This window comes from Caproicibacterium sp. BJN0003 (assembly GCF_026314295.1).
GTDB lineage: Bacteria > Bacillota > Clostridia > Oscillospirales > Acutalibacteraceae > Caproicibacterium.
Window position 1 is genome coordinate 1,997,366 of sequence record NZ_CP111108.1, and the last position, 22,820, is coordinate 2,020,185.

Sequence of the window (22,820 nt, forward strand, 5' to 3'; positions counted from 1 at the left end):
TTACCTGACCTTCTCCTTCGTAAATTTTTCCCATGCCAAAATTGCGGCGCCGATGGCTCCGGCGGACTGACACAGGGGGTGTACTAAAACAGGGCATTCCATTTCACGCTCCATTGCGTGGACAACCCCGATATTTAACGCAACACCGCCGCTCATGGCAACATCTGGTGTTTTTCCAATGCGCAGAGCCATTCCAGCAACGCGCTTTGCAACCGATTCATGAATTCCCGCAGCAATATCTTCCAACGGAATATCCGAAGAGAGTTTCGAGATTACTTCTGATTCAGCAAAAACGGTACAAGTATTACTGATGCTGGCTGGGTGATTGGATTTTTCAGACAGAGGCCCAAGATCATTGATATCAACATTTAAAATCTTCGCCATCACATCTAAAAACCTGCCGGTGCCGGCGGCACATTTATCATTCATCTAAAACTGTATGAGGCGTCCCTTATCATCAATTCGCAGCGCTTTTGCATCCTGTCCGCCGATATCAATCACCGTACGGACAGTCGGCAAAAGATAATGAATTCCCTTCGCATGACAGCTCAATTCACTGATTTGTTCATCCGCATAATCACATTTCATGCGGCCATAACCGGTGACAATTGTATAACTGATCTCTTCCGGAGAGATGGAAGCTTCCTCAAAGACTTGTTCTTTTGCTTCCTTTGGCCCAATTGTTCCGGTCCCCAGTGAGATCACCTGATGTGCAATGATTTCTTTTCCATCTTTTAAAATAACCGCTTTACTGGAAGTAGAGCCGATATCGATTCCAAAAGTATACATGTGGAAATTCTGGCCCCTTTCGTTAAGCCTTCGTTAAATTACTTCTCCAGCTTCCTGCATTTTTTTAACTTCTTCTTCTGTGTACCCATTTTCTTTTAAGACTTCATCCGTATCACAGCCGATCTTTCCAGAAGTTTTGCAAGGAATATTAGCCGGATCGATAGAACTAAAATGTACCGGACCATTTGTAAATACGGTCTTTACACCGTCCGAATACTCATGAAAATAAGTATAATGATTTGCGACCACCTGCGGATCATAAGGCACGTCTTTCATATGACGGACAGGCTCATGGGGCAAATCATGTTCGTCTAAAAGCTTATGCCAATATTCTACCGGATGTTTTTTAAACGTCTCATCAAAAATCGTTGTGAGATCTTTTCTGCTCTCTTTTGTGTAAAATTCGGCAATGGTAGAAAAGCGCGGATCCTTTGCAAGTTCCGGTCTTTCAATTACTTCACAAAGTTCGGGAAAACGACGATAATCTATGACTGCAAGATAAATCCATTCCCCGTCTGCACACTTGTAGGCATTGCTGGTCGCATGACTGCAGTCATAATGATCTCGTGGGAATACCCTTCCGTTAAATGCATTCAGCAGTCCTGTAGTCAACATGAAAATGCCCGCCTGCAGCAAAGAGACATCCACTTTTTCGCCCGCTCCGGTCTTGGATTTTTTGTAAAGAGCTGCGGAAATTCCAGCAGCAAGTGCCACTGCCACACTATGATCGCCAACTCCGGCAACCGTCATCAGAGGGGGACCTCCGGCAGGTGCTAAATCTCCTAAAAATCCGCTGCGGGAACAAAATGCAGTATAGTCATAACCAGGACGGTCTTTTTCCGGACCTTCTGAACCATATCCAAGAACGGAAGCATGGATCAATCCCGGATACTGATCTTTTAGCTGCTCATGGGTCAGCCCCATTCCCTTTAATGCCTGCACACGATAATTTGTCAAAAACACATCTGCTGTTGATAAAAGTTTATGAAATGCCTTCATTCCTTCTTTTGTACGCATATTGAGGCATACAAAACGTTTATTGATGTTCTGCTCATCAAAATGGGGATTTGCTACTTCTGTGCAAGGAGAAAGGGAAGTGCCTGCCTGTTTTCTCCATGTATCACCATTCGGAGATTCCACTTTAATAACATCTGCACCCCATTCGGCCAAAATTCGGCTTGTCATCGGGCCTGCCAGCATCGTGGAAAGTTCTATCACTTTTACGCCTTCCAATGGTCTCATAATAAATTTCCTCCTTTGATTCAAATTAAATCTTGTCAGCAGCCTTTAAAATTCGGGGAACGTTTTTCAAGGAATGCTGCTGTTCCTTCTTTGCGGTCTTCGGTACTAAATGCTACCGTTTGTGCCAGACGTTCAATCATCAGTCCGGTATTGATATCGGTTTCGCTTCCCATATTGATTGCGATTTTTCCCATTGTAATTGCAACAGGGCCTTTTGCCATGATCTTTTTTGCCATTTTTTCGGCCGCCACCATCAAAGACTCGCGATCATCTTCCGTTACCTCATTGACGAGTCCAATCGAATGTGCTTCCTCTGCGCCAATAATTCGTCCGGTAAAGATCAATTCCTTTGCTCTTCCGATACCGATAAGACGCGTTAAACGCTGTGTACCGCCCGCTCCCGGGATAATACTCAGATTCACTTCCGGCTGACCAAATTTTGAACGTTTTGTTGCAATTCTCAAATCACATGCCATTGCAAGCTCACAGCCACCGCCCAAAGCATAGCCATTGACTGCGCAAATGACAGGTTTATAAAGATCTTCCAAATCCTTTAATGCGATAGAAGAAGTTCCCTGCAGCATCTTCAAATAAGCGCGGTCATGGATTTCTTTAATATCTGCGCCGCTTGCAAGTGCTTTGTCTCCGGCACCGCTGACAATAACAACCTTTACCTCATCATCTTCCCGCGCACACTGCACTGCTGTGCGGATATCATTCCACATAGCCGGTGTCAGTGCGTTCCTCATCTCTGGACGATTCAAAGTAAGATACAGAATTCCCTCACGATTTTCATAAAGAATGTTTTCGAACTTCATCAGATAATCCCCGCTTTCTTCATTTCGTCTACTTTTGCGGCATCCCAACCTAAATACTCCTCATAGACTTCATGATTGTGCTGCCCCAAAGTAGGCGGAGCAATATGATTTGTCCGGTATCCGGAACCCATTTTAATGGGCGTTCCCATTGTCGGAATTTTTCCAAGCACCGGGTCGTCAATCTCAAAGACGACCCCTTTTTCATCTACATAATCATCATTCGCAAGATCAGCCGGCGACAGGAGCGGCCCATTTGGGACCCCAGCTTTCTCAACCATATCCAATGCTTCTGCTCTCGTCTTATCTTTCAACCACTCTGAAACAATTGCGTCTAATTTTTCCACATTCTGAACCCGTAGGGTGTTATTCGCAAACTCCGGTGAATGCAGCCGCTCATCCCCGATCAGCTCCGAAAGCTTCTCAAACATCTTCTGACTGGCAGCTGCAATATAGATATAGCTGTCCTTTGTCTTATAAAGATTGCACGGCGCTACCGTAGGTCTGCGATTGCCAGTACGCTCCGTTGTTTTTCCTGTGAGCCGATATTCCGGGATTCTCCATTCCAAGCCACAGATCAAAGCATCGGTAATTGCAATATCGACCAACTGTCCTTTTCCGGTACGCTCTCTGCCAAGCAATGCAATTGAGATTCCGAGTGCCGCCTGATATCCGCCAATATAATCCCCGATAATCGTCCCGATCTTTTGTGGATGACCATCCGGATCTCCCGTACAGTCCATCAGTCCGGACATTGACTGCATCACCATATCCAGCGCTTTCTTATCTTTATAGCGTCCGTAAAGTCCGAAGCCACTGATATAACAAGCAATTATTTTTGGATTTCTTTCCTTGATTTTTTCATAGGTCAGACCACATTTTTCCAAAAACGCAACACGGTAATTTGTCAGAAACACATCGGATTTTTCAATCATTTTTAAAATTGTTTCTAACCCTTCCGGTTTTGTAATATCCAAGGTAACCGATCTTTTATCACGATTAAAAACTCTGTAATAAAGACTTTCTCCTTTATAAAAAGGCCCGTTTGTCCTGGTAACATCCCCTACTCCGGCTCGTTCAACATGAATGACATCCGCACCCCATTCACCAAGGATCTGTCCTGCGACCGGACCTGCCACCCAATGGGTCAGTTCGACCACACGAATTCCTTCAAGATTCATACTCAAAATTTGTACTGCTCCTTTCGATCTGCAAATTTCATAACTTCCACTCATTGAAACAAGCAAAAAGCATGCCAATATTCTTTATCACGACAAAATTTTATTTTTGCTTTTTAAAAAAGCCGAATACTTTTCATCTTTTTGGAAAAGTGTTCGGCTAAAAATTTTATTCAAATTACAACTGCAAATCTTATCTTATAAAGATATTTTTTCTAAATCCTAACGTCTTCCTTTTTCGTTCTCTTTTATTGATTGCTCTGTAAAAAAATTTTTAATGTTTTTTATGGCTATTTTTATCAAGCTCTAAAAAGGCGAAAAATCTCTTCATAAAATGTGCATACTTCACTTTTTATGTGAAGCGTGCACGTTGCACATTTCACATTTTATATTTTTATACAATTGTTTTTTAAAATATTGTGTATTTTAACGAATGTTCTTTTTAAAAAAGTGCACAATTATTTTTTAAATTTTTGTATAGTGTAAAAATTTATCTTCCAGGTTTTTTCTAAAAAGCCGCTGTTTTCCCGGATTCTTTCAAAAAACAAATCTTTTTTCTCCCTTTTTCGCAATAATTGGCACGGATATTGCTTGTTCTGTTTAGTGACGTGACCAATTAAGCAGTGATTCGAAAATCCATATTTTTATTTTCTGAAGGGAGTCATCAATAAATGGAAAAAGAAAACGTTTATATCATGGGAGCCGTCCGTACAGCAATCGGTAAATACGGTGGATCTCTCAAAAGTGTTCCTGCTCATCAAATGGGAGCCGCCATTATTAAGGAAGTTTTAAAACGTGCAAATGTTACAGGTGATATGGTCGACGGTGTTGTTTTAGGAGAGGTTCGTCAAAGCACCGAGGCTTCTAATATTGCAAGATGTGCTGCTTTGGAAGCTGGTCTTCCGGAAACAGTCCCTGGATTCACCGTAAATCGGTTGTGTGCTTCTGCAATGCAGGCCATTTACAGCGGCAGTCTTCTCATCTGGCATGGCGATGCAGATGTAATGATTACCGGCGGCACCGAAAACATGAGCCGCGCACCCCATTATCTTAGAAATGAACGCTGGGGAAACGGTCCTCTTACCCTTATTGATTCCAATATTGAGGGCGGCACAACCGACCAGCCTTACAGTATTTATGGTAGCGATCTCAGCATGCCAAAAACTGCTGAAAACGTCGCAGAGCAGTTCCACATCTCCCGTGAGGAGCAGGATAAATTCTCTGTAGAAAGCCAGCGTCGTGCAGCCGTCGCAATTGAAAAGGGATACTTTAAGGATGAAATTCTTCCGCTGGAAATTAAAGAAAAGAAACGTACTTTCATCTTTGATACCGATGAATTCCCCCGCCCTGGAACTACAATGGAAATTCTTTCGAAGCTTCGTCCAATTGTAAAGCCAGACGGAACAGTTACTGCAGGCAACTCCTGCGGACGTAACGATGGTGCAGCTGCTCTGGTTCTTATGTCCGAAAAGAAAGTAAAAGAAACCGGCCTCAAGCCGCTCGCAAGAATCGTTGATATTACAGGTGCTGCGCTTGATCCTAAAATCATGGGATATGGACCGGTCATTTCCACCCGCAAAATCATGAAACGTACCGGCATGACAGTCGATCAGTTTGATCAGATAGAGCTTAACGAAGCATTCGCTTCTCAGTCAGTCGCCTGCATCCGCGATTTGGGACTTGATCCTGAAAAAGTAAATATCAACGGCGGTGCAATTGCTCTTGGTCATCCGCTCGGCTGCACCGGTGCCCGTTTGATTGTCACCCTGCTGCACAACCTGCAGAGAACCAATGGCCGTTATGGTCTTGCTACTCTCTGCATCGGCGGCGGACAGTCCATGGCAACCATCATCGAAAGACTTTAATGAAAGAATATATTAAAAAATAGTGAGGTGTATCCATATGACTATTGATCAGATAAAAACAGTGGTTGTAATTGGTGCAGGCGCCATGGGGCAGCAGATTGCTATGAATACTGCTCTCAATGGACGTGCAAAAAATTATAAGATTATTATCTGTGATTCCTTCCCAAGTGCTGTAGAAAAAGCACAAAAATGGGCCGCAGAATATCTGAAAGGCCGCGTTGCAAAATGTCGTATCACTCAGGAAGAGTGTGATCAAATCAGCGAAAATCTTTCCTTCTCCAATGATGTGAATGCTTCTGCAGCAAAAGCAGATTTCATCATTGAAGCCATCATCGAAGATTTGAAGATTAAGCGCGAACTTTTCCAGAGAATCAGCAAGCTCTGCAAACCCGACACTATTATCGGTACCAACAGTTCCAACATGGTTAGTTCCAAATTTGCCGATGTTACCACCAATCCGGAACGTCTTTTAAATGTTCATTATTTCAATCCCGCTTTGGTCATGAAGCTGGTAGAAATTGTTCGCGGACCACATACTTCTGAAAATACCATTCAAACTGCAAAGGCCTTCGCAGCAAGCACCGGAAAATCTCCGATTATCATTAACAAAGAAATTCCTGGATTTGTTGCAAACCGTATCAACGCAGCTGTTACCCATGAAGCCTGCTCTCTTTTAGAAAAAGGAATTGCTTCTGTTGAAGACATTGACACTGCCTGCGAAAAAGGACTCAACTACCCGATGGGGCCCTTTAAACTGATGGATTTGACCGGCATTGATGTCAACTATTATGTCCGCCGCGATCGCTACGCCGAGAGCGGAGACGAATACGATAAGCCCAGCCCGCTTGTCGTTGAAAAGTTCAAAAAAGGTGAGTTTGGAAGAAAAACCGGAAAAGGCTGGTATGATTACACAAACCAATCAAAAAAATAATTTTATTTTGCAAAAAGGAATTATAATAGTTCCTTATTTACGCTAAGATAAAATGATTTTTAGAATATTCACTTGATAAACTGCCATTCCCAAGATGCTCAAAATGATTCTCATATGATAAGTGCAAAGAAATTCGGACCATCTTTTCTTACATATGAAACATTTTCGCTGTAGACACATTAAAAGCTTAGAATTCAATTTTCAGAATCAAATTGCAATTAATGAATCTCTTATCAACTCCAAAAGTGCTTTTATTAAAAATGCAACAATAAAAATTAATTCCCCATTTTATGAGAGGTGAATGTAAATGGCATCAAGTACTATTGCAATCATTATCACTGTCATTACAATGATCATTTTTATGATCGACAAATTACCTATGAGTGTAACTGCCTGCCTTTGTGCATTGGCAATGGGCATTGCGCTCCCTGAGATGAAACTGTCTCAAATTTATTCCGGATTCGGCGGCAGCTCTATTGTCATGGTTGCCGGCATGATGATTGTCGGCGACGCACTATTTCAAACCGGCATTGCACAACGTCTGGGCGCCAAAATCGGCAAGTTGAAAATTGCTCAGAATGAAAAATGGTTTATCGTTTTGATTGTTATCATTTGCACGATTATGTCCGCATTTATGAGCAACTCCGGCTGTATTGCCATGTGGATGCCGATTATTGCAGCTGTCGCTGCCGGCTCCAACGGAAAAATCCGTTCCAAGATGGTGATTATGCCTGCCGGTATCGCCTGCATCGTCGGCGGCGGTTCCACTCTGACTGGTTCTGTTTCTCAGGTAACTGCAAACTCTATCTTGATGGGAACTGCTGGCTATGAAGCTGGAATGGGCGTCTTTGATATGACCCGTGTCATGTGGTCAGTCTGTATCGTTCAAGTCCTTTTCTGGGCTACTATTGGCTATCCAATTTTGAAAAAAGTTCTCAAACCAGAAAGCCCAGATTTTGACAAAGGCAATTCCTTTGCAGAAGCTTCTGCTAGTCTCGATATGAGCGAGTTTAACAAGATTCCAAAATGGAAGGGAACCATGTCTCTTGTTGTCATGGCGTTTTGTGTTATTGCCTTTATTCTGAGCGGATTTAAGCCTTTCAATAAATATTTGGATATTGCAGATATTGCTATGATTGGCTCTATGATTTTGTTTGTCACAAGAACAATTTCTGTTAAAAAAACACTTGCCAGCATGGATTGGAACATTCTAATTATGGTTGGCGCAATTACCGCTTTAGGTACTGGCCTTGATGTTTCCGGCGGCGGCAAAGTTATTGCAGATGCAATTCTTGGTCTGTTTGGTGGAGCATCTGCTTCTGTCACAATCCTTATGGTAGTTCTAGTCGTTCTCTCCAGTGTCCTTACAAACTTTATGCAGAACGGCGGTGTTGCCGCAATGCTGACTCCTATTTATATTTCTTTGGCTCTAAGCCTTGGAATTAGTCCACTCCCGTTCGTTATTGCAATCGGCATCACCACGAACCTTGCAATCTGCACTCCTATCGGTACTGCTGTGAACATGCAGATCCTGCCGGCAGGCTACAAGTTCAGCGATTATGTAAAGATTGGCGGACCGCTCTTCATTATCATGGTTGCTATGGTTGCCGTTCTTTGTCCTCTGATTTTATTCTAATCTTTCTCCTGATTCTGAAAATAGAAAAAATATTTTTCGAAATTTGTGTCTATAAAAACTCTTTGATTATGTCTTACTGACCGATTAGAAAATCTAAAAGTCCTCACTTTAGCACCTTACACTTCTTTAGCTTTGTTCTCCTCCTACCACAAAAGGGTACAACTGAACGTGTAAAAATTTGATTTTACTTTTTAGAATGGTCAGTGTTTTGTTTTTATTTCTCTCCCTAAAGCAAATGCCATTTTTGCACAATGAAGTGCAAGAATGGCATTTGCTATGTCCTTTTTTACCTCTTATAAGAAATGAAGTCTGCGGCATCAAAATTTGATTCTGCAGACTTCATTTCTTTATTTTGTTTCAAAGGGATCACTTTAACATCTAAAGGCTTTCTAATAAACAAAACAGGATAAAGCAATCACCCCTTATCCCTCTATTAGATCATTCCCATGAGCTTGTAATTCAAAGTGCCTTAATCATGATTATCACAAACAACCAGCGAGTAAAAGCATGGTGTAGCCCCTCTCCTATGTATTCTTATGGGATTCAAAAAAGTGCTATTTGTCTTGCAATACTGATTTACCCAAAACGATCTTACTATGCCTTTAAAATTCATGACACTGTGAACTTCTACTCAAAAACTCGTTGTTCTATTTTTTGAGTTGTTTTTGTCTTTTTAAGCTTTTTTAAGCCTTGACCAATACCATATTTTCTGCGTTATTGGTGTCATAAAAATTCCACAAAACTTTTCAATATTAAAAAAATCCCTTCGGAAATTTTTCCGAAGGGATTTCATGTTTATAAAAGCAAAACGCTCAGAGCAGCTCGATAATGGCCATCTCTGCGGCATCGCCGCGGCGAGGTCCGAGTTTTGTGATCCGGCAATATCCGCCGTTACGCTCCGCATACTTTGGAGCGATCTCGGTGAACAATTTATTCACGACATCCTCCTTGGTCACGAAACCTAATACGAGACGCCGATTATGAAGATTATCTTCCTTGGCGACCGTGATCATTTTTTCTGCCATGGCGCGAACGTCTTTGGCACGGGAGACTGTCGTCTCGATCTTTCCATTTTCTAACAGAAAGGTCACCATTGCGCGCAGCATAGCTGTTCTGCTATCAGTAGCTCTTCCGAGCTTTCTGGTTCCTGGCATCGATTATCACTCCTTTGACACTGTCTAGGGATAAGGACCCTTATTCGTCGTCCTTACGCAGATTGAAACCTAGAGAAGCCATCTTCCAGACGACTTCTTCCAGAGATTTACGTCCGAGGTTGCGCACCTTCATCATGTCCTCTTCGGACTTATTGATCAGGTCGCCGACGGTGTTGATGCCCGCACGCTTCAGGCAATTAAAGGAACGGACGGACAAATCCAATTCCTCGATCGTCATCTCCAGAATCTTCTCTTTGCCCTTATCGTCCTTTTCCACCATGATCTCTGTATTGCTGCCACTGTCGGACAGATTTACAAATAAATTCAGGTGTTCCGTCAGGACTTTTGCGGCCAGAGAAATTGCTTCCTGAGCGCCGATAACGCCGTTGGTCCACACTTCAAGGGTCAGTTTATCGAAATCGATGCTCTGCCCCACACGGGTGGGCTCTACGTTAAAGTTCACCTTAGAAACAGGGGTATAAATAGAATCTACCGGCAATTCGCCGATTGCAATATTCGTCATATTCTGCTTATTCCGCTCTGCAGGCACATAGCCGCGGCCATGATCCAGCGTCAACTCCATCTGAAGTTTAGCGCCTTCTCCCAGAGTAGCAATATGCAGTTCCGGATTCAAAATCTCTACTTCACTGTCACATTTAATAGAATCGGCAGTTACTTCGCAGGGACCTTCTGCAGAAATCTCAACAGTTTTGGATCCATCGCAATGCAGCTTCGCAGTCAAATTCTTGATATTCAGCACGATTTCTGTAACGTCTTCTTTAATGCCCGGAATTGTGGAAAACTCATGAACAACTCCATCAATTTTAATTGACGTACATGCCACACCCGGCAGTGAAGACAAAAGCACTCGCCGAAGGCTATTGCCCAAGGTGGTACCGAAGCCGCGCTCTAACGGCTCTACAACAAATCTGCCATAGGTGCCGTCTTCTTTTAGCTCTTCCGTTTGAATTTTGGGCTTTTCAATCTCGATCATTAGCAACCTCCTTAAGACTCTAGCGGGAAAACTCTGCTATCGTAATACATCCTTCCAGAGGAAACGGATTATTTGGAGTAGAACTCGACGATAAGAGTTTCATCAACAGGAAGGTCGATTTCTTCTCTTGTCGGTTTTGCGATGATCTTTCCGGAGAAATTCTCATTGTTTTTCTCCAACCACTTTGGTGCCGGACGAGAAGCATTATCTTCCAGGTTTGCCTTGATCTTTTCACTCTGACGGCTCTTCTCCTGAATGGAAATTGCATCGCCAGGTTTTACCAGATAAGACGGAATATCTACACGGTGACCATTCACCTGAAAATGACCATGAACGACCAGCTGACGGGCTTCTGCACGGGAATTAGCCCAGCCAAGACGATAGATCACGTTATCAAGGCGAGTCTCCAACAGAGAAAGCATGTTTTCACCGGCTTTACCCTGCATCTTAGTAGCCATCTCATAATAATTGTGGAACTGGCTCTCTAAAACGCCATAATAACGACGGGTTGCCTGCTTTGCACGCAGCTGCATGCCATATTCACTGGTCTTATGGCGGCCCTGACCATGCTGGCCAGGAGCGTAGTTACGGCGATTGATTGCACATTTATCCGTATAGCAGCGCTGGCCTTTCAGAAAAAGCTTTTGGCCCTCTCTGCGGCAAAGCTTGCACACGGAATCGGTATATCTAGCCATGGTATGATTGCACCTCCTGTATTGGTTTTGTTACTAGACGCGTCTTCTTTTCGGCGGACGGCATCCATTATGCGGAATGGGGGTCACGTCTTTGATCATAGTGACCTCAAGTCCGGCGTTCTGAAGCGCACGGATTGCAGCCTCACGACCAGAGCCCGGTCCTTTAACAAAAACCTCTACTGCCTTCATTCCATGTTCCATTGCTGCTTTTGCGGCAGTCTCTGCTGCGGTCTGTGCTGCAAAAGGAGTGGATTTTCTGGAGCCGCGGAAACCCAGTTCTCCGGAGCTGGCCCAAGAAACCGCATTGCCCTGCGGATCGGTAATCGTCACAATTGTATTGTTGAACGTGGACTGAATATGAACACAACCGTGATCAATATTTTTGCGCTCACGGCGTCTGCGAGTCGCTGCAACTTTTTTTGCTGTTGCTTTATTTGCTGCCATCGTTAAAATCCCTCCTTACTTTTTCTTGTTCGCCATGGTCTTGCGGGGACCTTTGCGTGTTCTTGCATTGGTCTTGGAACGCTGACCGCGCACCGGCAAACCTTTGCAGTGACGCTGGCCACGGTAGGAACCAATTTCGATCAAGCGTTTGATGTCAAACGCAACGTCGCGGCGAAGATCGCCTTCCACGCGGCAGTTATGATCAATGTATTCTCTAAGCTTGGCTGCGTCGTCTTCCGTCAGATCGCGGACACGCAAATCGGGGTTCACACCGGTCGCCTTGCAAATATCAGAAGCGGTTTTGCGGCCGATTCCAAAAATGTAAGTCAGGGCGATTTCCACACGCTTATCTCTAGGCAAGTCGATACCTGCTATACGAGCCATACTGGTTGCACCTCCATATTTGATAGAAGCGTCATCTGAGACCGATTTCTAGTCTCTTAGCCCTGACGCTGTTTATGCTTCGGATTTTCGCAAATCACCATTACTTTACCTTTACGTTTGATGATTTTGCATTTTTCACACATTTTTTTGACTGAAGGTCTTACTTTCATCTGGGTAACCTCCCTTTATGCGAAAGTATATCGGTTTCCTTGGCGTCACTTTTATTTTGTACGCCATGTGATCCGGCCCTGTGTAAGATCATAAGGAGACAGTTCGAGAGTCACCTTATCCCCGGGCAGAATACGAATAAAATTCATTCGTAATTTTCCGGAAATATGGGCCAGAATAATGTGGTGGTTCTGTAGTTCCACCTTGAACATCGCGTTCGGTAGGGCTTCCACCACAACGCCTTCGGTTTCAATTACGTCCTGTTTTGACATGAGAGTTAAGCCTCCTCTTTCGATGAGCCGGCACTTTGAAATTTTCTTAATGCCGTCCGGATGGAACGATTCGTCTTCAGCGCTTCCTCTGGGAGGATCGTGCTGGTTGGAAAAAAGTGGATCCTTTTTTTCTTTTTAGGTTTTTCCAACGGACGGCGTTTTCCATCGCACAAAAAAGCGAAGGAGCCATCTATGGAAAGAATCGTACAGAATGTGTCCCGATCATGTCCTGCGGCAGACCGAACCACCATACCTCGCTTGAGCTCCATTCACGGCCTCCTCAGCGATCGGCCACGGTCAAAATTACCGGGCCGTCTGGAGTGATCGCGATTGAATTCTCAAAGTGAGCTGCCAGTTTCCCATCCGCCGTCACGGTAGTCCATCCATCGTCGAGAGTCTTTACCTTGTAAGTACCCTCTGTTATCATGGGCTCAATCGCAATGGTCATGCCCGGCAGCAAGCGTACGCCTCTTCCTGGCGTACCGTAATTTGGGACACTGGGATCTTCATGCATCTTCGCGCCTACTCCGTGGCCGACGAAATCGCGTACCACCGAGTAACCGCGAGCTTCAGCATACCGCTGTACTGCACTGCCCACATCACCCAGCCGATGATTCGGCTGAGCTGCCTTAATACCTTCAAAAAGGCTTTCGCGGGTTGTGTCCATTAGACGCTGGGCTTCCTCACTGACTTTTCCACAAGGAAAAGTCCATGCGTTATCGCCCACATAGCCTTCCAGGGTAGCGCCAACATCAATGGAGACGATGTCGCCTTCCCGGATGATCTGCTTTTTGCTCGGTATGCCATGGATAACTACCTGATTTACTGAAATACAGCAGGTTGCTGGAAATCCGCCGTATCCGAGAAATGTTGGCTCTGCGCCTTCACTCTCAATATACTTTTGGGCTGCGCGGTCAATCTCCCAGGTAGAAACACCCGGCTCGACTACCTCTCCAGCAATCTTCAAGGCGTTGGCCGCTACACGGCCAGCTCTTTTCATAAATTGAAGTTCACGGTTTGTTTTTAATATAATCATTCATTACGCCTCGATCGCCTGTAAAGTCAGTTTTGTGGTATCAGCCACATCTTCCTGACCATCTACGGTATAGAGCTTTCCCTGACGCTTATAGTAACCTTTTAAAGGCTCGGTCTGCTCATGATATACCTTCAGACGTGCTTTAACTGTTTCAGGCAGGTCATCCTTACGCTGAACAAGGGTGCCGCCGCACTTGTCACATTTTTCTTCCACTTTGGGAGGATTATAGAGCAAGTGGTAGCTGGCGCCGCAGCTTTCGCAGACACGGCGTCCGGACATACGCTTGACGATTTTATCGTCAGAGACTTCAAGAGCGATCACACGATCAATCTTGACGCCCATATTGTCCAGAGCCTCGGCCTGAGGGATTGTACGTGGAAAGCCATCCAGCACAAAACCGTTCGCACAGTCTGGCTGTGCAATCCGATCTTTTACAATGCCGATTACGACTTCATCTGGTACAAGGGCACCGGAATCCATATAGGATTTCGCTTTTAAGCCCATCTCAGTACCGCTTTTCAGCGCTTCGCGGATCATATTGCCTGTAGAAATTGCGGGAATATTTAAATGCGCACAAACGGCTTCAGCCTGTGTGCCCTTTCCCGCGCCCGGAGCTCCTAAAAAAATCAACTTCATTTTAATGCGCCTCCTCTATCAATCCAAAAAGCCTTTATAATGACGCATCATCATCTGGCTCTCAAGCTGTTTGACAGTCTCCAGTGCAACACCGACCATAATGATAATGGAAGTGCCGCCCATAGAAAGATTCTGCATTCCCGCAACATTACCAAAAATAATTGGCAGCAGTGCGATAATAGACAGATAAAGAGACCCGATCATGGTAATTTTTGACAGAATCCGGGAAATATAATCAGATGTCGGCTTGCCGGGACGAATTCCCGGAATTGTGCCGTTATTCTGACGGAGATTGTTTGCCATCTCGATTGGATTGTACTGCATCGCTGTATAGAAAAAGCCAAACAGCATAATCAAAAGGAAATACAAAACGCAGTAGAGCAATCCCGTACTACGGAATGCACTGACAAAGCTCGCCCAAAAACCGGTTGCATTACTTCCCATAAACAGCTGAATTGTGCTGGGAATGGAAAGAATCACGCTGGCAAAAATGATTGGCATAACGCCGCCCAAGCCAACTTTAATCGGCAAATGGCTGCTTTGACCACCGTATTGTTTCCGTCCAACCACACGTTTTGCGTACTGGATCGGAATGCGGCGCTCTGATTCGTTCATAAAAGAGATCAGCCAGATAACGCCAAGGAAGAGTACCACAAAGAGCGGAACGGTAAAGAAATACTTACCGGAATTTGTGGGGTCTTCCGATGCGATACTCAAATACTGACCCAGGGTGTTGATCGTATGGGGCAGACGAGCTACGATGCCGGCAAACAGTAAAATAGAAATACCATTGCCAACGCCAAACTGGTTAATCTGCTCGCCCATCCACATCATCAGTGCCGTACCGGCGGTAAAGCAAAGCACGATAACGAAACCGACAAAAATTCCGGTGCCGCCTTGCGTGTATTTTACAATAGAACCACCGTTGCCACTATTGCGAAGGAACATATAATATGCAAGGCCCTGAATCAGACCAAGAATCACTGCCAAATAACGGACAATGGTTTCTAGGCGTTTACGGCCTTCTTCCCCCTCTTTTGCCATACGTTCAAGAGCAGGAATTGCAATCGTCAACAGTTGGATAATAATCTGGCTGTTAATATACGGTGTAACACTCATCGCAAACAGGGTTGCTTGTGAAAAAGCACCGCCGGACAACATATCCAAATATCCAAGTGCTGTTCCGCTGCCGGTTCCGGCAACAGAATCCATAACAGCTTTTAACTGTGCTGCATCCAGAAAAGGTACCGGAATAACGGCGCCTAAGCGGAAAACGATAATCACCAGCACTGTAAAAAGCATCTTTTTGCGAAGTTCAGGAATTTTCCAGGCGTTCTTAATTGTTTTAAACAATTAGATCACCTCAGCCTTCCCACCTGCCGCTTCGATTTTTTCTTTTGCGGACTTGGAATAGCCATTCACCGATACATTCAGCTTCTTTGTCACATTTCCGTTTGCAAGAACTTTCACACCATCAGCAGCCGTCTTAATGATGCCTGCCTTAATCAATGCCTGTGCATCAATCACAGCGTTATCTTCAAACTTTTTGTCCAAAGTACCAACATTGACGGTGACAATTTCTTTTGCAAAAATATTGTTGAATCCACGCTTTGGGATCCGGCGCTGCAAAGGCATTTGTCCGCCTTCAAAGCCGGCTCTCTGGCTGAATCCAGCACGGGCTTTCTGACCTTTTTGACCTTTGCCAGAAGTTTTACCCCAACCGGAACCATGACCACGACCGATCCTCTTCGGATTTTTTGTAGAGCCCGGTACTGCTGTCAGATCATGCAATTTCATAATACTCGCACCTCCTTTTAGTTAAGCGTTCTTTACCTCGATGAGGTGGATAATTTTGGCCACCTTGCCTTTGGTCTGCACATTATCGGGCTGCACAGTGCTGTCGCCGATTTTGCGAAGGCCTAGGGACTGGGCGGTAGCGATCTGGTCTTTCTGAGAACCAATCAGGCTCTTGACCAGTCTAATATTTAAGTTAGCCATCTAAAACGCCCTCCCTTAAAGAATCTCTTTCACGGAACGGCCACGAACCGCAGCCACTTCTTCGGCGGTGCGCAGTTTGCACAGACCATCCAATGTTGCACGGACTACGTTGCAGGGATTATTAGAGCGCAGTGCCTTGGTACGAATATCACGAATTCCAACAGCCTCGATCACAGAACGGACCGGACCGCCGGCAATTACGCCGGTACCAGGGGCAGCCGGTTTCATCAAAACGCGGCCTGCACCGAATTCTCCAATAATCTCGTGCGGAATTGTAGAACCACGCAGAGAAATCTTTTTCAGGTTTTTCTTAGCGTCCTCAATGCCCTTGCGGATTGCATCCGGAACTTCGCCGGACTTACCGATTCCAAAACCGACAGTGCCTTTCCCGTCGCCCACTACTACGAGTGCAGCAAACTTAAAAATACGGCCGCCTTTTACAGTTTTGGAAACACGGTTGATGGCAACTACATGCTCTTTAAACTCGTCGTCTTTTTTTCTTGAGTCGAATCTAGCCAATCGTCTTTCCTCCTTCTTAGAACTTGAGGCCGCCCTCGCGGGCGCCGTCGGCCAGTTCTTTGACACGGCCGTGGAACAGGTATCCGCCGCGGTCGAACTTGACCTCAGTGATGTTCTTCTCTGCAGCACGCTTAGCGATCAGTTCACCGACTTTGCGTGCAGCCTCTTTGTTGCTGCCTTTGCTTTCAAATTCCTTATCCAGCGAAGATGCAGCACACAATGTTACACCTTTTACGTCGTCGATAATCTGGGCGTAGATGTTATTGGCAGAGCGGAACACGTTCAGGCGGGGGCACTCTGCTGTGCCGGAAATTTTGCTGCGCACGCGGACATGGCGGTGCAGTCTTGCGGCATTTCTATCAGCCTTATTCACCATTGGTATTCACTCCTTATTTACTTCTTAGCGCCCTTGCCGGCCTTGCCTTCCTTATGGCGGACATGCTCACCGACATAGCGGATACCCTTGCCCTTATAAGGCTCAGGCAGACGTTTTTCACGAACTTCGGCGGCAAACTGGCCAACTTGCTGCTTATCAGCGCCAAGGATCGTAATTTTGTTTGCAGAGGGAACTTCGATGGTAATTCCATCAACCTCCGGAACAATCACCTGATGGCTGTATCCGAGGTTCATTACCAGATTCTTGCCCTGCTTTTGTACACGATAGCCAACACCGTTGACTTCGAGTTCCTTTTTAAAGCCTTCCGTTACACCAACTACCATATTGTGGAGCAGGGTACGGGTAAGACCATGCAGAGCTTTGTTCTCTTTTTCGTCGTTTGGACGGGTAACGATCAGCTCGTTCCCCTCTACGGAAATAGCCATATTCGGGTGGAAGCTATGCGTCAGCGTGCCCTTAGGCCCTTTTACCGTAACAACACTGCCGTCAACTTTTACATCAACGCCAGTGGGAATATTTATGGGTTTTCTTCCAATTCGCGACATTTCTTTACCACCCTTCTTTACCAGATAAATGCAAGAACTTCGCCGCCGACATTCTCTTTGCGGGCCTGACGGTCAGTCATAACGCCCTTGCTGGTAGAGATGATGGCAACACCAAGGCCTTTCATAACCTTAGGCAGTTCTTCTGCATTGGAATAGATGCGCAGGCCGGGTTTGCTCACACGCTTGAGGCCCATGATAACAGGCCGCTTGCCTTCGCCATATTTCAGGATCACTTTGATCATGCCCTGTTTTCCGTCTTCTGCGACGCTGTAGCTCTTGATATAGCCCTCGTCCTCGAGGATATGGCAGATTGCCTTCTTCATATTAGAAGCAGGAATCTCAACAGTATCATGCTTTGCAGAGCTTGCGTTACGAATCCGGGTGAGCAGGTCAGCGATTGTATCTGTAATCTGCATACCGTTTCCTCCTTTGCTTTACCAGCTCGCCTTTTTCACGCCCGGGATCTCGCCTTTATAAGCGAGTTCACGGAAGCAAATACGGCAAATTCCGAACTTGCGAAGGTAGGCGTGCGGCCGCCCGCAGATCTTACAGCGGTTATATTCCCGGGAAGAATACTTCGCCGGACGGCGCTGCTTGACTTTCATGGATGTTTTGGCCACAAGAATCCCTCCTTATCTCTCAAACGGGGCGCCCATCAACTCTAAGAGTTGGCGGGCTTCCTCGTCGTTCTTTGCGGTAGTGACAAAGGTAATGTCCATGCCGCGTACTTTATCGATCTTGTCATACTCGATCTCCGGGAAGATCAGCTGTTCTTTAACGCCCATATTGTAATTGCCGCGGCCGTCAAAAGAATTGGGGTTAATCCCGCGAAAATCACGTACGCGGGGCAACGCCACATTAAAAAGACGATCCATAAACTCATACATACGGTCGCCGCGCAGTGTTACGCGTACGCCAATCGGCATTCCGGCACGGAGCTTAAAGTTTGCAACGCTCTTTTTAGCCTTGCGAACCTGAGGCTTCTGACCGGTAATTGCGGAGATATCTGTGGTGATGGAATCAATTGCCTTGGAATTTTCCTTGGCCTCACCTGCACCAACATTAATGACAATTTTATTCAGTTTCGGAATCTGCATCACGCTCTTATAACCGAATTTCTTCATCAGAGCTGGTGCGACTTCGGCTTTATAAGTCTCTTTGAGTCTAGCCATGATTGTGTGAAACCTCCCTTACAGCGTTTCGCCGCATTTTTTGCAGACGCGCTCAGAGACGTGCTTGACGCCACCGTTTGGCTTCTGCTCGTCATGGACCTTATGGCCTACGCGGGTCAGCTTTTTGCAGTGGGGGCACACAATCTGAACTTTGCTTGCATAAATAGCGCCCTCGGCTTTAACAATGCCGCCCTCTTCTCCAGCACGGCGGGGTTTCACGTGCTTGGTGACCATGTTGAGTTTCTCAACAATGACCTTGCCCTCTTTGGGGCTAACTGCCATGACCTTGCCCTGCTTGCCGGCATCGCGACCGCTGAGAATTGCAACGGTGTCACCGGTCTTTACATGCATTTTATTTTCCATTGTGACACCTCCTTATAGTACTTCGGGAGCAAGACTCAAAATCTTCATATAGTCCTTGTCGCGCAGTTCTCTTGCGACTGGCCCAAAGATACGAGTGCCCCTGGGGTTTTTATCGTCTTTGATCAAGACTGCAGCGTTTTCATCAAAACGGATGTAGCTGCCGTCATCACGGCGAACTCCGGAAGCCGTGCGAACCACAACTGCCTTAACGACTTCGCCTTTTTTTACAGTTCCGCCTGGTGCAGCTCTTTTTACAGAAGCTACGATGACGTCACCGATATTTGCATACCTTCTGCCCGTACCGCCCAGAACGCGGATGCACATAATCTGCTTCGCGCCGGTGTTGTCGGCAACGTTGAGGTAAGTCTGCTGCTGAATCACAGTGCGTTCCTCCTTTGCTTGGGCGAATTACTTCGCTTTTTCAATAATCTCAACAAGACGCCATCTCTTATCTTTACTCAAGGGACGGGTCTCCATAACACGCACGCGGTCACCGACGTTGCATTCATTGTTCTCGTCATGTGCCTTCAATTTAACGGTACGTTTAATGATCTTGCCATACAGGGGATGTTTTACGCTGTCTTGGACTGCTACAACGATGGTCTTGTCCATCTTGTCGCTGACAACCTTACCAACCTCTACTTTACGATAATTTCTTTCGCTCACGATGGTACCTCCTTCCGTCAGACGTTCGCGTTGTCTTTCAGCTCATTGGCGCGCAAAACAGTCTTTACGCGGGCAATGTCCTTTTTGACAGCGGAGATACGCATCGGGTTGTCGAGTTGGTTAATCGCAAGTTGAAAGCGGAGGTTAAAGAGTTCTTCCTTAAGGTCCTTGAGCTTACTCTGAAGCTCTTCGTTTGTCATTTCACGCACTTCGGATGCCTTCATTATTGCTCAACCTCCTCTTCCTTCTTAACGATCTTTGTCTTAATTGGCAGCTTACTGGCAGCAAGGCGCATAGCCTCTTTTGCTGTATCTTCAGAAACACCGCCGATTTCGAACATAACGCGGCCCGGCTTTACTACAGCTACCCAATATTCCGGAGAACCTTTGCCGGAACCCATTCGAGTTTCTGCTGGTTTCTGGGTAATTGGTTTATCAGGGAAAATTTTAATCCAAACCTGACCGAAACGTTTGCAGTAACGAGTCATTGCGACACGAGCTGCTTCGATCTGGTTGGAGGTGATCCATGCGGGCTCCAAAGCCTGAAGACCGTAATCACCATAAGTGACCTTATTGCCGCGATACGCCTTGCCGGTCATACGGCCACGGTGTACACGGCGATATTTAACGCGCTTAGGCAACAGCATTATTTACTGCCTCCTTCCCGGCGGGGCGGACGGGCGGCGCTGCGGTTATCATGCAGAACCTCGCCCCGGTAAATCCAAACTTTTACACCGATACGGCCATAAGTTGTGGCAGCCTCGGCAAAACCATAATCAATATCCGCGCGCAGAGTCTGCAGCGGAATTGTGCCATCATGATACTGCTCTTTACGAGCAATTTCTGCACCGCCCAAACGACCGGAGCACATGGTTTTGATTCCTTTTGCTCCCATCTTCATTGCGCGGCCGATGCACTGCTTCATTGCGCGGCGGAAGGAAATTCTCTTTTCCAGCTGCTGTGCAATGTTTTCAGCGACGAGCTGTGCGTCCAAGTCGGGGTTCTTAACCTCGATGATATTGATCGACACAGGCTTTCCAAGATCTTTTTCACACTGCTGGCGGAGTTTCTCAATCTCTGATCCCGCTTTGCCGATAACCATGCCCGGCTTTGCGCAGTGAATATGAATGCGAACCTTGGAAGCGTCACGTTCAATTTCAATCTTCGGGACACCGGCAGCATAAAGCTGTTTCTTCAGCTTGCGGCGCAGCTTGTAATCTTCAACCAGCGTATCGCCAAAAACATCGTCTCTGGCGTACCAGCGAGAGTCCCAATCTTTGATAACACCCACACGGAGACCATGTGGATTCACTTTCTGACCCATTTCTATACCTCCTCTGCCTTATTCTTTTTCCTTAAGCACCATGGTTACGTGCGAGGATCTTTTGAGAACCCGATATGCACGACCCTGTGCCCGCGGACGAATGCGCTTGAGGATCGGGCCAGGACATGCGTAGCACTCTGCCACGTAAAGTCTGGAGACGTCCATATTATGGTTATTTTCAGCATTCGCCATGGCCGACTTCAAGAGTTTTACAAGATACTCGGAAGCGGCCTTGGGGGTATTCTGAAGGATAGCCATTGCAAGATCCACTGGCTTATTGCGGATTAAATCCAGCACAATGGACATTTTGCGGGGAGAGATACGGGCGTAATTAAGATAAGCCCTTGCTTCCATGTGATACACTCCTTTCGGCCGTTATTTACCCGGCACTGTGGTGGTTTTTGAGCCGGAATGACCCTTGAAGGTGCGAGTAGGTGCGAACTCGCCAAGGCGATGTCCTACCATATCTTCAGTGATATATACCGGCACGTGTTTGCGGCCGTCATGGACGGCGATTGTATGACCGACAAAGTCGGGGAAAATCTGAGAAGAACGGCTCCAGGTCTTAACAATCTTCTTTTCGCCCTTCTCGTTCATCTCCTGAATCCTTTTCAACAGCACAGGCTGAACATAAGGACCCTTTTTTAAGCTTCTGCCCATATGAATAGCTCCTTTCTGTTTGCCTTATTTGCCGTTTCTGCGCTTCACGATAAATTTATCGGAGCGGTTGTGAGGTTTGCGGGTCTTAAGACCAAGAGCAGGTTTGCCCCAAGGGGTCATTGGGCCAGGATGGCCAACAGGCGCTTTACCTTCGCCGCCGCCGTGCGGATGATCATTCGGGTTCATAACAGAACCACGGACGGTCGGGCGCCAGCCCATATGACGTGTGCGTCCTGCTTTGCCGATCTTGACGTTTTCATGGTCAATATTGCTGACCTGGCCAATGGTCGCCATGCAGGCATCGGGGACATTTCTGAGTTCTCCGGAAGGCAGACGCAAAAGCGCCATGCCGTTTTCCTTCGCCATCAGCTGTGCCATGATACCGGCTGAACGGGCCATCTGTGCGCCCTTACCGGGATAAAGCTCAACGTTGTGGACAAAGGTACCGGATGGGATATTAGCGAGCGGCAATGCGTTGCCGGGCTTAATATCGGAACTTGCACCTGCGACAACTTTATCGCCGACCTTTAGGCCGTTTGGTGCAATGATATAACTTTTTTCACCGTCTTCATACTGAATCAAAGCAATAAAAGCAGAGCGGTTTGGATCATACTCCAGAGCCTGTACGGTTGCTGGCATATCTACCTTCTGGCGTTTAAAATCAATGATACGGTACTTCTGACGGTTGCCGCCGCCGCGATGGCGAACGGTAATTCTTCCGTAACTATTACGGCCGGACTGATGGCTCTGGGAATCCAGCAGACTCTTTTCAGGAGCCTTTTTGGTAAGCCCGGAATAGTCCGTGACGCTCATATTGCGTCGTGAAGCCGTAGTAGGTTTATAACTTTTAATAGACATTTCGGTTTCACACTCCTCATGATGGCTTTGCGGGGTTTGTCACTCCCCATACGTTGCCGGAAAGTTTCCTTAACGGTATT

General features: G+C 46.2%; 34 protein-coding genes and 1 pseudogene. 3 read left to right on the forward strand and 32 right to left on the reverse strand.

Annotated elements, in window-relative coordinates:
- From OP489_RS09970 to OP489_RS09985, 4 genes and pseudogenes are all read right to left on the reverse strand, one after another.
- Positions 1-789, reverse strand: a pseudogene (locus tag OP489_RS09970) (acyl-CoA dehydratase activase).
- A gap of 33 nt (positions 790-822) precedes the next feature.
- Positions 823-2,031 (reverse strand): CaiB/BaiF CoA transferase family protein, encoded by a 1,209-nt coding sequence (locus OP489_RS09975; protein WP_266161840.1) that lies wholly within the window; start codon positions 2,029-2,031, stop codon positions 823-825.
- A 35-nt stretch (positions 2,032-2,066) separates the two neighbouring features.
- Positions 2,067-2,849, reverse strand: a complete 783-nt coding sequence (locus tag OP489_RS09980; protein ID WP_266161841.1) for an enoyl-CoA hydratase/isomerase family protein — start codon at positions 2,847-2,849, stop codon at positions 2,067-2,069.
- Positions 2,849-4,027, reverse strand: a complete 1,179-nt coding sequence (locus OP489_RS09985; RefSeq protein ID WP_266163526.1) for a CaiB/BaiF CoA transferase family protein — start codon at positions 4,025-4,027, stop codon at positions 2,849-2,851. Before OP489_RS09985 ends, OP489_RS09980 begins: the two co-directional genes overlap by 1 nt.
- A gap of 668 nt (positions 4,028-4,695) precedes the next feature.
- On the opposite strand from OP489_RS09985, the gene OP489_RS09990 reads away from it, so the two are divergent.
- The 3 genes from OP489_RS09990 to OP489_RS10000 all read left to right on the forward strand — a co-directional run bounded on the left by OP489_RS09990 (position 4,696) and on the right by OP489_RS10000 (position 8,456).
- The gene (locus OP489_RS09990) at positions 4,696-5,889 is read left to right on the forward strand and encodes a thiolase family protein (protein ID WP_266161843.1); all 1,194 of its coding nucleotides are present in this window, start codon (positions 4,696-4,698) and stop codon (positions 5,887-5,889) included.
- A 37-nt stretch (positions 5,890-5,926) separates the two neighbouring features.
- A complete protein-coding gene (locus OP489_RS09995) occupies positions 5,927-6,820 on the forward strand; it encodes a 3-hydroxyacyl-CoA dehydrogenase family protein (protein WP_266161844.1) in 894 nt (297 codons plus the stop codon).
- 307 nt (positions 6,821-7,127) lie between these two features.
- On the forward strand, positions 7,128-8,456 hold the full coding sequence (locus tag OP489_RS10000; protein WP_266161845.1) for an SLC13 family permease: 1,329 nt from the start codon (positions 7,128-7,130) through the stop codon (positions 8,454-8,456).
- 812 nt (positions 8,457-9,268) lie between these two features.
- Here OP489_RS10000 and rplQ read toward each other — a convergent pair.
- The 28 genes from rplQ to rplB all read right to left on the reverse strand — a co-directional run bounded on the left by rplQ (position 9,269) and on the right by rplB (position 22,740).
- Positions 9,269-9,610 carry a 50S ribosomal protein L17 gene (gene rplQ / locus OP489_RS10005; RefSeq protein WP_180340123.1) on the reverse strand — a complete coding sequence of 114 codons (342 nt, stop codon included), beginning with the start codon at positions 9,608-9,610 and terminating at the stop codon, positions 9,269-9,271.
- Positions 9,611-9,650: 40 nt separating this feature from the next.
- Entirely contained in the window at positions 9,651-10,604 is a 954-nt protein-coding gene (locus OP489_RS10010) for a DNA-directed RNA polymerase subunit alpha (RefSeq protein WP_266161846.1), read from the reverse strand.
- A gap of 68 nt (positions 10,605-10,672) precedes the next feature.
- Positions 10,673-11,299 (reverse strand): 30S ribosomal protein S4, encoded by a 627-nt coding sequence (gene rpsD, locus OP489_RS10015; RefSeq protein ID WP_266161847.1) that lies wholly within the window; start codon positions 11,297-11,299, stop codon positions 10,673-10,675.
- A 33-nt stretch (positions 11,300-11,332) separates the two neighbouring features.
- Entirely contained in the window at positions 11,333-11,743 is a 411-nt protein-coding gene (gene rpsK, locus OP489_RS10020; protein ID WP_266161848.1) for a 30S ribosomal protein S11, read from the reverse strand.
- 15 nt (positions 11,744-11,758) lie between these two features.
- Positions 11,759-12,127, reverse strand: a complete 369-nt coding sequence (gene rpsM, locus OP489_RS10025; protein WP_266161849.1) for a 30S ribosomal protein S13 — start codon at positions 12,125-12,127, stop codon at positions 11,759-11,761.
- A gap of 56 nt (positions 12,128-12,183) precedes the next feature.
- Positions 12,184-12,297 (reverse strand): 50S ribosomal protein L36, encoded by a 114-nt coding sequence (gene rpmJ / locus OP489_RS10030; protein ID WP_004824776.1) that lies wholly within the window; start codon positions 12,295-12,297, stop codon positions 12,184-12,186.
- Positions 12,298-12,348: 51 nt separating this feature from the next.
- On the reverse strand, positions 12,349-12,567 hold the full coding sequence (infA, locus tag OP489_RS10035; RefSeq protein WP_180340118.1) for a translation initiation factor IF-1: 219 nt from the start codon (positions 12,565-12,567) through the stop codon (positions 12,349-12,351).
- A 5-nt stretch (positions 12,568-12,572) separates the two neighbouring features.
- Positions 12,573-12,836: a KOW domain-containing RNA-binding protein gene (locus tag OP489_RS10040; RefSeq protein ID WP_266161852.1), complete on the reverse strand. Its 264-nt coding sequence runs from the start codon at positions 12,834-12,836 to the stop codon at positions 12,573-12,575.
- Between the two features lie 11 nt (positions 12,837-12,847).
- Positions 12,848-13,603, reverse strand: a complete 756-nt coding sequence (map, locus tag OP489_RS10045) for a type I methionyl aminopeptidase (protein WP_266161853.1) — start codon at positions 13,601-13,603, stop codon at positions 12,848-12,850.
- A gap of 3 nt (positions 13,604-13,606) precedes the next feature.
- Entirely contained in the window at positions 13,607-14,239 is a 633-nt protein-coding gene (locus tag OP489_RS10050) for an adenylate kinase (protein ID WP_180340116.1), read from the reverse strand.
- Between the two features lie 18 nt (positions 14,240-14,257).
- The gene (gene secY, locus OP489_RS10055; protein ID WP_266161854.1) at positions 14,258-15,592 is read right to left on the reverse strand and encodes a preprotein translocase subunit SecY; all 1,335 of its coding nucleotides are present in this window, start codon (positions 15,590-15,592) and stop codon (positions 14,258-14,260) included.
- Positions 15,593-16,036 (reverse strand): 50S ribosomal protein L15, encoded by a 444-nt coding sequence (gene rplO / locus OP489_RS10060; RefSeq protein WP_266161855.1) that lies wholly within the window; start codon positions 16,034-16,036, stop codon positions 15,593-15,595.
- A gap of 21 nt (positions 16,037-16,057) precedes the next feature.
- Positions 16,058-16,237: a 50S ribosomal protein L30 gene (gene rpmD, locus OP489_RS10065; protein WP_266161856.1), complete on the reverse strand. Its 180-nt coding sequence runs from the start codon at positions 16,235-16,237 to the stop codon at positions 16,058-16,060.
- Between the two features lie 15 nt (positions 16,238-16,252).
- Positions 16,253-16,756 (reverse strand): 30S ribosomal protein S5, encoded by a 504-nt coding sequence (gene rpsE, locus OP489_RS10070; protein WP_180340112.1) that lies wholly within the window; start codon positions 16,754-16,756, stop codon positions 16,253-16,255.
- A gap of 16 nt (positions 16,757-16,772) precedes the next feature.
- Positions 16,773-17,132, reverse strand: a complete 360-nt coding sequence (gene rplR / locus OP489_RS10075; protein WP_266161857.1) for a 50S ribosomal protein L18 — start codon at positions 17,130-17,132, stop codon at positions 16,773-16,775.
- A gap of 17 nt (positions 17,133-17,149) precedes the next feature.
- Positions 17,150-17,698 carry a 50S ribosomal protein L6 gene (rplF, locus tag OP489_RS10080; protein WP_180342180.1) on the reverse strand — a complete coding sequence of 183 codons (549 nt, stop codon included), beginning with the start codon at positions 17,696-17,698 and terminating at the stop codon, positions 17,150-17,152.
- A 17-nt stretch (positions 17,699-17,715) separates the two neighbouring features.
- Complete coding sequence (gene rpsH, locus OP489_RS10085) at positions 17,716-18,114, reverse strand: 30S ribosomal protein S8 (protein ID WP_266161858.1); 399 nt, start codon at positions 18,112-18,114, stop codon at positions 17,716-17,718.
- Positions 18,115-18,132: 18 nt separating this feature from the next.
- Positions 18,133-18,318 (reverse strand): type Z 30S ribosomal protein S14, encoded by a 186-nt coding sequence (locus OP489_RS10090; protein ID WP_180342178.1) that lies wholly within the window; start codon positions 18,316-18,318, stop codon positions 18,133-18,135.
- A 12-nt stretch (positions 18,319-18,330) separates the two neighbouring features.
- Positions 18,331-18,870: a 50S ribosomal protein L5 gene (gene rplE / locus OP489_RS10095; protein WP_180342177.1), complete on the reverse strand. Its 540-nt coding sequence runs from the start codon at positions 18,868-18,870 to the stop codon at positions 18,331-18,333.
- Positions 18,871-18,888: 18 nt separating this feature from the next.
- Positions 18,889-19,233, reverse strand: a complete 345-nt coding sequence (gene rplX / locus OP489_RS10100) for a 50S ribosomal protein L24 (RefSeq protein WP_180342176.1) — start codon at positions 19,231-19,233, stop codon at positions 18,889-18,891.
- A 12-nt stretch (positions 19,234-19,245) separates the two neighbouring features.
- Entirely contained in the window at positions 19,246-19,614 is a 369-nt protein-coding gene (rplN, locus tag OP489_RS10105) for a 50S ribosomal protein L14 (protein ID WP_180342175.1), read from the reverse strand.
- Between the two features lie 27 nt (positions 19,615-19,641).
- Positions 19,642-19,899: a 30S ribosomal protein S17 gene (rpsQ, locus tag OP489_RS10110; protein ID WP_180342174.1), complete on the reverse strand. Its 258-nt coding sequence runs from the start codon at positions 19,897-19,899 to the stop codon at positions 19,642-19,644.
- Positions 19,900-19,916: 17 nt separating this feature from the next.
- Positions 19,917-20,123: a 50S ribosomal protein L29 gene (gene rpmC / locus OP489_RS10115; RefSeq protein ID WP_266161860.1), complete on the reverse strand. Its 207-nt coding sequence runs from the start codon at positions 20,121-20,123 to the stop codon at positions 19,917-19,919.
- Positions 20,123-20,545 carry a 50S ribosomal protein L16 gene (gene rplP, locus OP489_RS10120; protein ID WP_180342172.1) on the reverse strand — a complete coding sequence of 141 codons (423 nt, stop codon included), beginning with the start codon at positions 20,543-20,545 and terminating at the stop codon, positions 20,123-20,125. The genes rpmC and rplP overlap by 1 nt, the downstream gene beginning before the upstream one ends.
- Positions 20,545-21,222: a 30S ribosomal protein S3 gene (gene rpsC / locus OP489_RS10125; protein ID WP_266161861.1), complete on the reverse strand. Its 678-nt coding sequence runs from the start codon at positions 21,220-21,222 to the stop codon at positions 20,545-20,547. The genes rplP and rpsC overlap by 1 nt, the downstream gene beginning before the upstream one ends.
- A gap of 18 nt (positions 21,223-21,240) precedes the next feature.
- Entirely contained in the window at positions 21,241-21,576 is a 336-nt protein-coding gene (rplV, locus tag OP489_RS10130) for a 50S ribosomal protein L22 (RefSeq protein ID WP_180342170.1), read from the reverse strand.
- A 21-nt stretch (positions 21,577-21,597) separates the two neighbouring features.
- Positions 21,598-21,882, reverse strand: coding sequence for a 30S ribosomal protein S19 (gene rpsS / locus OP489_RS10135; RefSeq protein WP_266161862.1), 285 nt, complete (start codon positions 21,880-21,882; stop codon positions 21,598-21,600).
- 24 nt (positions 21,883-21,906) lie between these two features.
- Positions 21,907-22,740, reverse strand: a complete 834-nt coding sequence (gene rplB, locus OP489_RS10140; RefSeq protein WP_266161863.1) for a 50S ribosomal protein L2 — start codon at positions 22,738-22,740, stop codon at positions 21,907-21,909.
- Between the last annotated feature and the right edge of the window lie 80 nt (positions 22,741-22,820).